The sequence below is a fragment of the Testudinibacter sp. 'clade 2' genome, from assembly GCF_006227735.1.
Lineage (GTDB): Bacteria > Pseudomonadota > Gammaproteobacteria > Enterobacterales > Pasteurellaceae > Chelonobacter.
The window spans coordinates 15,221-27,988 of sequence record NZ_VDHB01000131.1; the positions used below are offsets into that span (position 1 = coordinate 15,221).

The window sequence follows — 12,768 nt, forward strand, 5'->3', positions numbered from 1 at the left end:
ATTTAACCTGTTTTTAAACTGTCGTTATGGTGTTTTCATTGAAATCGGAAATTTGCTATTGCCGTAAATCCCTTCACATTCTGCCGTACCATTGGTATTCGGTTTACAATTGATCGTCGGCAATTGATAAGTAGAGCCGTCACTACACTGTGCCACGCCCTGATTATCAATATTTAAATGACCGCCACTGACACCTGCACCGACGTTGCCTGTGCACTGCACACCGTCGCTACGTTCAACTTTCACCTGCCCTTTGCCGTCGTTAAATTCATAATTCAAACGCAGCGGCTTACCGGTGGTTTGATCCTGAATACCTGCACCGGCATTCCATTTACCGTTTAAGAAATCCACATTACCCGAATTTAAACTCTGCGCCGGAATATTCAAGTTTTTTTGTGTATTTTGTAGGGGGGTCGACTGCGAATTTGTGACCGCACTTTGATTATCCATTTTCGAATTATCCGTTTTGGTTTTATCGCTTTCATCTAAACTTGGAGGCGGTACTGCCGCTGTTTGACTGTTTTTGTCATTGCTTTTGTCATTGTTTTTATCATTGTCTTTATCACTCGGATTATTGGCCGCATCAGTCGCATCCGCAGTTTGCGCCTTGTCATCTTGCGCCTTGTCATCTTGCTCTGCCGCTTTATTGTCTAACGCCTCAGTGGTAGGAGGAGCTGAATCAGCACCATTTTGATCGACATTAGGTTGAAACGCATTGGGATCAAGCGCTTGCAATTTGTCTAATACAGCCGCATCCTTAACAATGGCACCATTAGAATCAAGCCATTGATTATTATCATAAACATATGGGAATTTTGCTTTAATCGGCTGGCAAAGCGCTGCATCGGTGATAATGTTGCCGTCAATGATACAAGCCACTTTTTTCTTCACTTCATTTTTGGCAAGTGCGGTTTTATCAACTGCGGGCAGTTCATTTTTTATCGGATCCGTCGCAATAGACAGCGGTTTCACATTGAAATAAGTACACCAAATCCACCACAATAATAACCCCAACAACCCTAACAACGGCAACCAAAACCACCAGCGTCGCCACCACGGCATCACGCTTTTCTCGGCAATCGGCTCGCTGATGACCGCATCTGCCTGTGCTGCTGGCGCAGCAATTGGCGCAGCCAATTGCAAAGGCAGAAACGGACTACCGTAAACATTGGTATTTTTTTCAATGAATCCCCAAAAAGTGATCACCGGGCGATCATTGACTAGATAAACATGCTCGGTATTAGGAAAGCGAAGCGCTTTTAAACTATGTTGATCGGCATGGGCGGAGTCGCCGCTGAGTAGGCGGGAGAAAAGCAGTTGGTCACCTTTAAGATTAGGATTTTTCGCGATCTCGTTTCCGAGATCCAACATGGTTTTTTCGAAAACGTGCAATTCGGCGAGTGCTTTTTGTTTTTCTTCCGGTGTTGCCGATGACCATGGAATGATAAAATATTTACCATCCGGTTGATCAGACTCAAAGGGGACATACCAGTCGATTCGATTACCTTGATCGTTACGCTGCGGCACTGCAAGATAATCAGAAAACACACGTCCCCGTTTTAATCGTATCGTATCCCGTAATTGAGAAGCGATTGAGTAAACCGCTTGTCCGTCCTGACCTAACGCAGTGTAATCCTTCACATCTCCGCTTCTTAGTAATGCACTCAACATACCGCCATTCTCCTCAAAGATAGGTTAGAAAATAATTTCCAGTGCCTAAGCCGCTCCTATCTATAGCTATAATGAATATTCATACACAGAAACATGATATTACAGAGATTTTCGGGAAGAAAGGATAATTTACGATTTCAAATGAAATTCATTGCAGTTTGTCGCCTTTATAACATTATTGCTTTTAAAGCAATTAAAGAAGGACAAGATTACCAAGCACAACTACTTTTTCATGTTGCAGCAGCCGTGCTTTAAATTGAGCCTAAACGGGAACTATACGTATATAACAAAATGGTCAGCGTTATCTTATCATTCTTCCAACACCACTTTGCCGATATAGCCTAAATTGCGGTATTGTTGGGCGTAGTCGATGCCGAAGCCGACTACGAATTCATCCGGAATGGCGAAACCGACCCAGTCGACGGGCACATTCACTTCACGGCGCGACGGTTTGTCCAGCAGGGTGCAGATGGTGAGTGAAGCCGGTTCGCGCAACAGTAGGATTTGGCGCACTTTATCCAAGGTGTAACCGGTGTCGATGATATCTTCGATAATCAACACATGTTTGCCTTTGATGTCGCCGTCTAAATCTTTGGAGATTTTGACATCATGGTTGGAATACATGCCGCTGCCGTAGCTGGTAGTGGTCATAAAATCAATTTCTGTCGGCAAATCGATAGCTCTGACCAAATCCGCCATAAACATAAACGAACCTTTGAGCAGCCCGACAGCAACAATTTTGTCAGCATTTTGATGCTGGTAAAAACGGGTAATTTCAGTGCCCAGCTCCTGCACTCGAGAACCGACTTCCGATTGGCTGAGCAGCGTTTCAACATGGTGTTTTTTCATAGGATGACCTTTTAAAATCCAATTTGACAGGCGCTATGATAGCACAATCATAACGAACAAAAAGCACAAAAAACAAAGGCTGGAGCAAGCTCCAGCCAGTGACCCTAACGAATTTACTTTTTACTCTACATCTGCTCGACTGCTATCACAATCTTTGCGGACTTCTGTTGCACTCCTGCAACTGGCTTTCATCTTAGCAGGTTATTGATTCTTGTCAATGATAATTATTAGCATTAATGTAAAATAAATCTTAGTTGCCGGATATTTTCATTTCATCGAGTAAAATTGATCCGCTCTGAATGTTGGAGCGCAGCTCAATATCGTCCGCCACCGCCACCATATTGGCCAACATCGTTTGCAATTGTCCCGCAATGGTAATTTCATGCACCGGATATTGAATCACGCCGTTTTCCACCCAAAACCCGGAAGCCCCGCGTGAGTAGTCTCCGGTGACTAAATTCACCCCGTTACCCATCAAATCTGTCAGCAACAACCCGGTGCCCATCTGTTGCAGCAAGCCGTCCAGACCGCACTTTGCATTCGGTTTGACCAACCAGTTATGGATGCCGCCCGCATGTCCGGTGCTTTGCATGCCCAATTTTTTGGCGCTGTAACTGGTCAACAAATAGGTTTGCAAAATGCCATCACGGATAATCGCTCTATCACTGGTTTTCACCCCTTCGCTGTCAAACGGTGACGATGCCAAACGCCCAAGCAAGTGCGGTTTCTCTTCAATTTCAAACCATTGTGGCAAAATTTGACAACCGAGTTTATCCAACAAAAAGCTAGATTTGCGATAAATACTGCTGCCACTTGCTGCCCCGACCAACGAACCGATTAAGCCGGTGGCAACATCGGCATGAAAAATCACCGGTGCTGTGCGAGTGGTCAATTTTTGTGCCGATAGACGAGCAACCGTCTTTTCAGCACTCTGTTTGCCAACCCATTGTGGCGACGCCAGATCCTGAAAGCGACGGGAGATGGTATATTCGTAATCCCGTTCCATTTGTTGATCGGCTTCAGCAATCACACTACAAGAGAGCGAATAGCGGCTGGAAAGATAGCTGTTTAACACGCCGTATGTGTTGCCATACACCCGAATGCCGCGGTGTGCATTGAAACTGGCGCCTTCACTGTTCACAATCCGAGCATCGGTCTGCAATGCCTGAGTTTCGCTTTCCAATGCCAGTTCGACTGCACTGTCCACATCAATTTCATAAGGGTGATAAAGATCCAAATCCGGCGGATTAAATTCCAGCAGCGCTTTTTCCGGCAAGCCGTTGTACGGATCCGGCGAGGTATATTTGGCAATACTTAACGCCGCTTCAACCGCACTTTTCACCGCTTGCGGTGATAAATCAGAAGTCGAAGCATTGCCTTTACGTTGCCCGCTGTAAATCGAGATCCCCAGTGCGCCGTCATGGTTAAACTCAATATTTTCAATTTGCTGCAAGCGGGTCGAAACCGATAATCCAATACTTTTGGTTGCACCGACTTGCGCTTCAACACCGGCTTGACGCGCCAAATCCAACGCCAACGCTGCCGCAGCCAATAAGTCGTTTTGCTGCTGTTTCAATAGATCCTGCTGTTTATCTTGTTGTGTCATCTGTCTTACCGAACCATATTATTTTTCTAAAAATTAGTGGCTAATTCTACCCTACTTTTGTTGGTAATTCTCAAATTATGCTATGATTAGCGCCAATTTTGGATAACCACAAGCGATATAAACCATGAAGAATAAACACGCCGCACAAGATATGGATTTTTTAGACGAGCATTTGTCAGAATTGGACGAAGAGCAAGAAGAGATTATTTGGGTCAGCAAAAGCGAAATCAAACGTGATGCCGAAGCACTGAAAAAATTTGGGGCTAAATTGGTCGCACTGACTGCCGCCAATTTAGAACGAATTCCACTGGACGAAAAACTGGCGGATGCGATTGCACTGGCACAACGTTCGCAACGAGGTGCGCTACGCCGCCAATTGCAATATATCGGCAAATTGTTGCGTAATACCGATATTGAACCGTTGCAAGAAGCACTGGATAAGCTGGAAAACAAGCATAACCAGCAACAAGCCATGTTTCACCGCTTGGAACAGCTGCGCGATCAACTGTTGGAAACCGACAATAACAACGTGCTGTCACAATTGATTGCCCAATATCCGGCCTTGGATATTCAACATCTACGCAATTTGATCCGTGCGGCCCAAAAAGAACGCGCCACTCAAAAACCACCAAAATTCTACCGTGAAATCTTTCAATATTTGAAATCACTGGAAACGGCTGATTAAAAAAGGGCGGATAATCTCCGCCCATATAATCAACCGTGATTATTTATACTTTTTATGGTACTCGTTACGAATTTCAAGCAGTTTTTCCGCTTGTTGTTTCGCTTGTGCCAAATCACCGCTTTCTGCAGTTTTAATTGCTGTGTCAGCTTGATTGATCAAGGTTTGCAAACCTTGTTTATAATCATTGACTTCAGCACTGTCAGGCGCTTTGTCATGCAAACTATAAGGCAATGCCTGCTGTTTCGCATTTTCAACGGTTTGACTGAACTTCTGTAACGCCTGGATAAACTCTTGTTTATCCTCTGTCTTCAGTGCTGCAGAAACACTTTTACCCATGGTTTGCATATCCCCTTGCAAATTTGCCACTGCCGATACGCTGGTCATGGTTGCCAGTGCCAATACCGCACTTCCGACCACTGCTTGCCATTTTTTAGATAATGTCATTTTAAATCTCCCACAAAATATCGCTAATTCCCCAAATGGAATGAGCCTGATAAAATTATTACGCCTTTTTTACTGCTTCGGCAATGCGTTGTGCCGATTGCTGCGCCAACTCAGCGTCAGCACATTCAACCATAACACGAATCAGTGGCTCGGTTCCTGACTTTCTTAATAAAATTCTTCCGTTTCCGTCTAATTCTTTCTCTACTTGTGCCGCAATTGCCTTCACGCTGTCATGTTCCAACGGATTAGCACCACCGCTGAAACGTACATTGATCAATACCTGCGGGAACAATTTGACCGCACTTGCCAATTCATTCAACGACATTTTCTGTTGCACCATCGCTGCCAGCACTTCCAAGGAAGCAATAATGCCGTCGCCGGTGCTGTTTTTGTCTAAGATAATGATATGTCCTGAATTTTCACCGCCAAATTTCCAGCCGTGTTCTTCCATTTTTTCCAACACATAACGATCGCCTACATTAGCACGCACAAACGGAATCGAAAGTTGTTTCAACGCCACTTCCAACGCCATGTTGCTCATCAACGTACCGACAACTCCACCCGATAATTTACCGGCACGCAATGCTTCACGGGCAATAATAAACAGAATTTGATCACCATCAACGGCATTGCCCAGATGATCAATCATAATTAAGCGGTCACCGTCGCCGTCGTATGCCAAACCAACATCGGCTTTCGACTGCAACACAATTTCACGCAGCGCATGAATATCGGTAGCACCGCACTTTTCATTGATATTCAGCCCGTTTGGTTTGGTGCCGATTTCGATCACTTCGGCTCCGAGTTCACGCAGCACATTTGGCGCAATATGATAGGTCGCACCATTGGCGCAATCCACCACAATTTTGTAATTTTCCAGACTGAGTGCCGCCGGGAATGTGCTTTTACAAAACTCGATATAGCGTCCTGCCGCATCGTTGATCCGACTGGCACGCCCCAGTTCCGCCGACTCTACGCAATCCATCGGTTGTTCCAGCATAGCTTCAATCGCCTCCTCCACATCATCCGGCAATTTTGTGCCTTTGTTGGAGAAAAATTTGATGCCGTTATCCCAATATGGGTTATGCGAAGCGGAGATCACAATCCCCGCTTCGGCACGGAAAGTGCGGGTCAGATACGCCACTGCGGGAGTCGGCATCGGGCCAATAAACGCCGCCGACAGACCCGCTGCCGCCAGCCCGGCTTCAAGCGCCGATTCCAACATGTAGCCTGAAATTCGGGTATCTTTGCCGATTAACACTTTGCGACTGCCCTGCGTTGCCAGCACTTTACCAGCCGCCCAACCGAGTTTTAAAGCAAATTCCGGGGTAATGGGAAAAGTACCGACTTTGCCACGGACGCCGTCAGTACCGAAATATTTACGTTCTGCCATAATGAAATTCCTTTTGTTGTTCTAGGGTCTATTATCTTGATTAAATAATACGTTACGCTTGTTGCATCGCCTGCCAGACTTTTAGCGCATCTGCCATTGCGGCAACATCATGTACCCGCAAGATCGACGCACCGTTGATTGCCGCCAACAACGTTGCCGCCACACTGCCGACCATTCGCTGTTCCACTGGTTTATCCAGCAATTGCCCAATCATACTTTTGCGTGAAACGCCTGCCAATACCGGATAGCCCAGTTGGCTAAAAACTTTTAACTGTTGTAATAATTGATAATTATGCTGCAATGATTTGCCAAAGCCAAAACCCGGATCCACAATGATATGTGCTTTTTTGATACCCGCGACAATGCACTGCTCCGCACGTTGGCGCAAAAAATCTGCCACTTCTGCCACCACATTCTGATAGTGCGGTGCTGCTTGCATAGTACGCGGCTGCCCCTGCATGTGCATAATGCACACCGGCATATCCAGCTCAACCGCAGTTTGCAGCGCACTTTCTTCCTGCAACGCGCGAATATCGTTGATCAAATTCATGCCGACTTTTGCGGCTTCACGCATCACAAGCGCTTTGGAGGTATCCACTGAAATCCAGCAGTCAAAACGTTGTCTGACCGCCTCCACCAGCGGCACAACCCGTTGCAATTCCTGCGCTAAAGAGACTTCCGCCGCCATCGGGCGGGTGGATTCTCCACCGATATCAATAATATCTGCGCCGTCTGCCAACATTTGCTCGACATGGTACAGCGCTTTATCCAATTGATAAAACTGTCCGCTGTCGGAAAACGAATCGGGGGTGAAATTCAGAATCCCCATAATTTTAGGAAGCGATAAATCCAAAGTGCGCTTTTGATGGCTGATTTTCATAAAAATGTAATGTTAGTCTTGATGTAATGTTAGTCTTGATGAAAATATTGTTCTGCTTGCGGCAGCATTTGGTACGGATCAGGATAGGCATAGTCAAAATCCAATTCCTGTACGATTTTGTTGCCATGTACGATACGCTGTAAATCCGCTTCGTCAGTCACAAAGTGCGGTTCGTCCAACGCCAACAGCTGCGCCATTTTCTTATAATAATCCGCACGTTTCGGGTGCTGTGGCGCACTCAAATGATACAAGCGTTTATATCCTCTGGTTTCTAGCAATAGCTGCATCGCCAAAATACAGTCGGTTTGATGCACCAGATTGACCGCTTGGTTACCGCCTTTGATCTGTTGTCTGCCCGCCAAATGGCTGACCGGATGGCGATCGATCCCGATCAGCCCGGCGAGACGCAAAATATCACAATCAACACTGTTTAGCGCTAACAGCCAGTTTTCAATCTCATACAACGCATGTCCAACATCAGATTCCGGTTCAACCGCACTTTCCTCATGATATTCACCGTCTTTTTGCGGAAAAACCGAGGTCGAGCTGATAAACAGCAAGTGCTGTACGCCGTGCAGCAGAGCTTCATTGACCAGATTCTTGATACCCTCGACATAACTGCGCGTATCGAAAAAATATTGGCTCGGCGGAATATTGATAATCAATGAATCCACCGAAAGCAGCTCGTTCAGATCATCGGGATCGGCATCGACTTCCGGCGTCAGCTGTACGCAATAGGCTTCCAGCCCGTTCAAGCGTATGCTTTCTGTGCCTTCGTGGGTGCGTTTGCTGCCTTTCACCGTCCAGCCGATCCGTTGCAAATGTTTTGCCAAAGGAAATCCCAGCCAGCCCAGCCCCACGATTGCTACCGAATTCATCTCGTCTTATCCTCTCTCTTTGTTGTGTGTTGTCGAGTCTGTTGTCATCATTAAATGCTGCATTTGCCCATATAACATGCGGTGTCTCTGCATTATCACCAATGAATGCGGTTGTAGCAAGTCATCAATCTGCAAAAGCAAAGTCGTCCCTAACCTTCGGCTGAAGTAATCCGCAATTCGACGCAGTCTGCTGATTTGCTGCGGCGCAAATTTATCCCAAATCGAAATAACGCCGCCCGGTTTCAACACTCTGATCGCCTCTTGCAACAACGCCTGTGGCTGATCCGTCACCGCTAAAATTAAATGCAGCAGCACCAGATCAACACTGTTATCCGCCAAACCTGATAATTCAGCGCGACCTTGTTGCAACGTAAGTGCCAATGGATGTCCTTGCGCTTGCAGTTGTTGCTGTAGCTGCGCACTTTGTTTCAGCATTTCTGCCGAAAAATCCACCCCCAGCACCGCACTTTGCGCCGGTAAATAGGGCAGATCTAAGCCACTGCCGCACCCGGCAATGTAAACCTTTAACGGTTCAGATAAGGCTAAATGCTGAAACAGTTGCTGTCGCTGTGCTGCTACCGTTTTCAATACCAGATTATAAAATTTGGCATAGCTATCCCAACGCCCCGCACCAACCATATTTATCCCTCGGTGATATTCATCAAAGTGCGGTTGGCTCTGCCATTGATTGTGCCACTTGCTCCTCTGCCGCTTGTTGCACCAACCACGGGCAAGGACGGAAACGCTCGCCGTGTTGTGCCATCATCAGTTCCAGCTCTGCCACAATCGTCGCAGCGCCAACATCACGCATATAGGCATAAATTCCGCCTCTGAATTCCGGGAAAAACATGCCTAAAACCGAAGCCACATTGCCTTCATTTTGGTTGCTGATAATTTGCTCTTGCACACAATAAGCCGCTTCATTCAGCATCATCAAAATACAGCGGCGCACAATTTGCTCCGGTTCCAAATTGTTTTCTACCGTGGTGTCCAGCACTTGATAGATGCTTTTATCCACTTGGGTACGATTACCACTACGAGAATGATACAAATAAAAACCACGCCGATTTTTGCGTCCTTTGCGCTCGTTTAACAATAATTGTTCGACTTTATGCGGCAAGGCAAAGCGGATTCCAAAGCGACGTTCCAAAGTCGGCAACGCTTTCACCAAAATATCCAGTCCCATTTCATCAATCATGGCCAGCGGCCCAACCGAAAAGCCAAACTCTTGCAATGCCCGATCAATGGTGCCGACCGCCTCACCGTCCAACACACAATAATAGGCTTCCAGGAGATATGGAATCAGCACTCGATTAATAAAAAATCCCGGTGAATCTTTGACCAACAACGGAACTTGCCCTTGCTCGATCACCAAGCTGATCGCTTTGGCAATCGTTTGTTGTGAGGTACCTTGTGGCGATAACTTTCCTTGCACGTTTCGCTGTAAAAAGTGCGGTACAATTTCCACCATACGACGCTGGCTGACCGGGGTAAAATAGTGCACACCAATGACATTTTGCGGACGCTGCGCTTTGGCAGCAATCTCAGCAATCGACAACGTGAGAGTGTTGCTGGCAAAGATGGTGTTCTTATCGTAGTAGCTTTCGCTTTCTTCAATCAGGTTTTGTTTCAATTGCAGATCTTCATACACTGACTCGATCACAATATCCGCCGTCTGTTTGCCGATAAAACGCTCGCCGCCGCTGATCAGATAAATTTTTTGCAGCAATTTGCCATAAGGCAGATGACCGCGATCCACCTCTTTTTGCAACAGCAAATAACTGAGACGCAACGCTTTTTGCACCCCGTCCGGATTAATATCTTTAATCCGCACCGGCAAACCGGCGCGAGCAGCCGTGATGTACGCAATCCCGGCGCCCATAAAACCGCTGCCCAACACCGCAACTTTCTTAATTTTGTCGTCGCTTTGCAAATCGTGGTATTGGTGGCGCATTTCTCGGTTAGTTTGCTCCATCCGTCGCAATACTGCTGAGGTTTTATTGCCAAATAACATCACAAAACAATCGCTTTCCGCACTTGGCAAAGCCTCTTGCCGCTGTTTAAACAGCTGAATAATCGCTTTGGTTGCCGGATAATTGTCAAACGCTTTCAACCAAACTTGTTGCTCGACCTGCTCAATCAAATAACGCCGCAGCCAAGCAATATTTTCCGCTTTAAAACGTAAACGGTGATAGCCTTTTTTCACGTTCTGCAACGTAGACGACATCTGGTTATTAATGTGGTTGACCGCAACCTGAAATAGAATGGCTTTTGGTACGACTTCATCAATCAGCCCTTTCTCTAATGCGCGGTTTACGCTGATTTTATTGCCGGAAAGTAACATCAATAATCCGGATTTCAAGCCAATTTGCGCGGTCAACAGTGCACAACCGCCAGCAAACGGTAAAATCCCTGATTTCACCTGCGGCATCGCAAAACTGGTTTCAATGTCGTCCGTTGCCAAGCGGTAGTCACATGCCAGTGCCAGTTCCAACCCAAAACCGAAGCAACTACCTTGCAGCGCACAAATTGTCGGTACAGTCAGTGCCTTAATTTTTTGGATCAAATGCTGACACTGCTGGCTAAATTGATACAATTCCGCATCACTTTTCTGTTCCAATGGGGATAACGAAAAACCTTGTACAAAGCTATTTTCTTTGCTTGAAACAAAAATCACACCGCGCAACTGCCAAGCCGGCAATTGATCGAGCAATGCCTGTAAATGCGCAATAAAACGCTCGTCCAACCAATTTTGTTTTTTAGCACTGATATTGAATGCGATGACAGCAATATTGTCCTGATAAAAACTCAGACGAAACAGATCGGCATGTGCATCATTCTGATACTCCGCTTTTGCTACAATTTGATAATCGGTTTGCATTTTTATACTTTACCTGTCCCTTTTCAGATTCACTGTTCCAAGCCTATTCTCTTTCCAACACCATCGCTGCACCCAGCCCGCCCAAACCGCCGGAGGCAATCAGTGCGGTTTCTCCTCCTTGACGCTGCAACTGGTGCAATGCTTGAATCAACACCCGCAAACTAGTAATCGCTCGTGGCGAACCATATGCCAACGAACCGCCATTGATATTGAATTTATCCATATCTATGCTGCCAAGTGCCTGATCGCGCTGCAAATGGCTTTGAGCAAACTGCTGCGACTCAAACAGTTTCAAATTCGCCAACACCTGCGCCGCCGAAGATTCATGCATTTCAATCAGGTCAATATCGCCCAGTTCCATGTGTGCCCATGCCAACGCTTTTGCGGATGCCGCAGTCGCCCCCAGCAACATATTGTTCCACACGTCATTGCCGGTCAACGCAAAGCTGCGAATGTAGCCCAGCGGCTGTAAACCGTATTGTTCCACCAGTTCTTCGCGCATTAACAACACCGCTGCCGCACCATCTGCCGGTTCGGAAACGCTCCATGCCGTGACAGTTTTATGCCGTCCCGACTGCAACGGTTTAAAACGCTGATAATAATCAGCACTAGCTTGTGTGCTGATCATATTATCGCGCGTAACATAGTGTTTATAAGGTGCCGGGTGGGAAAGCATCACCTGTTCGCTCATCACCCCTTGCAGCCACGCTTGTTCCGCTCGCTGATGTGAAAGTGCGGTATATTGATCCAGTTGTTCACGGCTCAAACCGAAGTTTTGCGCCATTTGTTCGGAAATATCTCCCAATGAATAGCCTGTCAAAGCGTCACGCAAATTGACTTGTTGCAACTTTACATCGTCCCAAGAGAGGCGTTTGAATAAATTGAGTTTTTTTGAATAACTTGAAGTGCGCAAAATATCACGCAGGGTGCGACTGACTTTTGGTTTTAAGCTGATTGGCGCATTCGAGATCGAATCTGCCCCACCTGCCAAGCCACAGGAGATCGAGCCACTGATAATCCCGTTACACACATTTGCCACCGCTTGCAAACCGGTGATGCAAGAACTACTCAACGTGTAAGCCTGAGCATGTGGCATTGAGAGCGTCAAAGCAATTTCGCGCGCCAAATTTGGCACGTCCGGCTGCTGAATCACCTGCCCAAAAATAAATTTTTCAACCACTTCACGCGCTAGCGGCAAACGATTTAGCAGCTCGTTGGTCACCATGATACCCAAATCGGTTGCATAACACTCTTTAAACTCGGAATTTCGTCGCACAAAAGGCGTGCGCAAACCTGCCACCACAGCAATCCGTTCGCCGCGAACGTTAACCAGTTTTTGTTGAATCGGCATTTACAAAACCTCAATTCTTGTTAAGAATTCACCTTGCTATAGCATAGCAAATCCTTACTGAAATTAATCCTGATTTTTTAGGGTCTGTTGATTTTTGTTTAGAATTTGAGCTATAGACTATTTTTCGCCA

The 12,768-nt window shown here is 46.4% G+C and carries 11 protein-coding genes; 1 reads left to right on the forward strand and 10 read right to left on the reverse strand.

All coding sequences use genetic code 11. The features are described from left to right. Positions 1 to 24: 24 nt before the first annotated feature. From FHQ30_RS10265 to pmbA, 3 genes are all read right to left on the reverse strand, one after another. Positions 25 to 1,671: an SrfA family protein gene (locus tag FHQ30_RS10265; RefSeq protein WP_139611788.1), complete on the reverse strand. Its 1,647-nt coding sequence runs from the start codon at positions 1,669 to 1,671 to the stop codon at positions 25 to 27. Between the two features lie 309 nt (positions 1,672 to 1,980). Further along, positions 1,981 to 2,520: a hypoxanthine phosphoribosyltransferase gene (gene hpt / locus FHQ30_RS10270; protein WP_139608732.1), complete on the reverse strand. Its 540-nt coding sequence runs from the start codon at positions 2,518 to 2,520 to the stop codon at positions 1,981 to 1,983. A 250-nt stretch (positions 2,521 to 2,770) separates the two neighbouring features. Further along, complete coding sequence (pmbA, locus tag FHQ30_RS10275; RefSeq protein ID WP_139611787.1) at positions 2,771 to 4,126, reverse strand: metalloprotease PmbA; 1,356 nt, start codon at positions 4,124 to 4,126, stop codon at positions 2,771 to 2,773. Positions 4,127 to 4,277: 151 nt separating this feature from the next. On the opposite strand from pmbA, the gene yjgA reads away from it, so the two are divergent. After that, positions 4,278 to 4,811, forward strand: coding sequence for a ribosome biogenesis factor YjgA (gene yjgA, locus FHQ30_RS10280; protein WP_139611794.1), 534 nt, complete (start codon positions 4,278 to 4,280; stop codon positions 4,809 to 4,811). Positions 4,812 to 4,850: 39 nt separating this feature from the next. Here yjgA and FHQ30_RS10285 read toward each other — a convergent pair whose 3' ends face one another. From FHQ30_RS10285 to FHQ30_RS10315, 7 genes are read right to left on the reverse strand one after another with little or no spacing between them, the layout of a single operon-like run. Continuing rightward, positions 4,851 to 5,255 (reverse strand): cytochrome b562, encoded by a 405-nt coding sequence (locus FHQ30_RS10285; protein ID WP_139611786.1) that lies wholly within the window; start codon positions 5,253 to 5,255, stop codon positions 4,851 to 4,853. 58 nt (positions 5,256 to 5,313) lie between these two features. Continuing rightward, the gene (glmM, locus tag FHQ30_RS10290; protein WP_139611785.1) at positions 5,314 to 6,648 is read right to left on the reverse strand and encodes a phosphoglucosamine mutase; all 1,335 of its coding nucleotides are present in this window, start codon (positions 6,646 to 6,648) and stop codon (positions 5,314 to 5,316) included. Positions 6,649 to 6,700: 52 nt separating this feature from the next. After that, a complete protein-coding gene (folP, locus tag FHQ30_RS10295) occupies positions 6,701 to 7,528 on the reverse strand; it encodes a dihydropteroate synthase (RefSeq protein WP_176552656.1) in 828 nt (275 codons plus the stop codon). Positions 7,529 to 7,557: 29 nt separating this feature from the next. Continuing rightward, a complete protein-coding gene (locus FHQ30_RS10300; protein ID WP_139611784.1) occupies positions 7,558 to 8,406 on the reverse strand; it encodes an SDR family oxidoreductase in 849 nt (282 codons plus the stop codon). Positions 8,407 to 8,412: 6 nt separating this feature from the next. Next, positions 8,413 to 9,045, reverse strand: coding sequence for a class I SAM-dependent methyltransferase (locus tag FHQ30_RS10305; RefSeq protein ID WP_139611783.1), 633 nt, complete (start codon positions 9,043 to 9,045; stop codon positions 8,413 to 8,415). 22 nt (positions 9,046 to 9,067) lie between these two features. Continuing rightward, the gene (locus FHQ30_RS10310) at positions 9,068 to 11,287 is read right to left on the reverse strand and encodes a 3-hydroxyacyl-CoA dehydrogenase NAD-binding domain-containing protein (RefSeq protein WP_139611782.1); all 2,220 of its coding nucleotides are present in this window, start codon (positions 11,285 to 11,287) and stop codon (positions 9,068 to 9,070) included. Between the two features lie 43 nt (positions 11,288 to 11,330). Then, positions 11,331 to 12,638: an acetyl-CoA C-acyltransferase gene (locus tag FHQ30_RS10315; RefSeq protein ID WP_139611781.1), complete on the reverse strand. Its 1,308-nt coding sequence runs from the start codon at positions 12,636 to 12,638 to the stop codon at positions 11,331 to 11,333. Positions 12,639 to 12,768 lie beyond the last annotated feature (130 nt).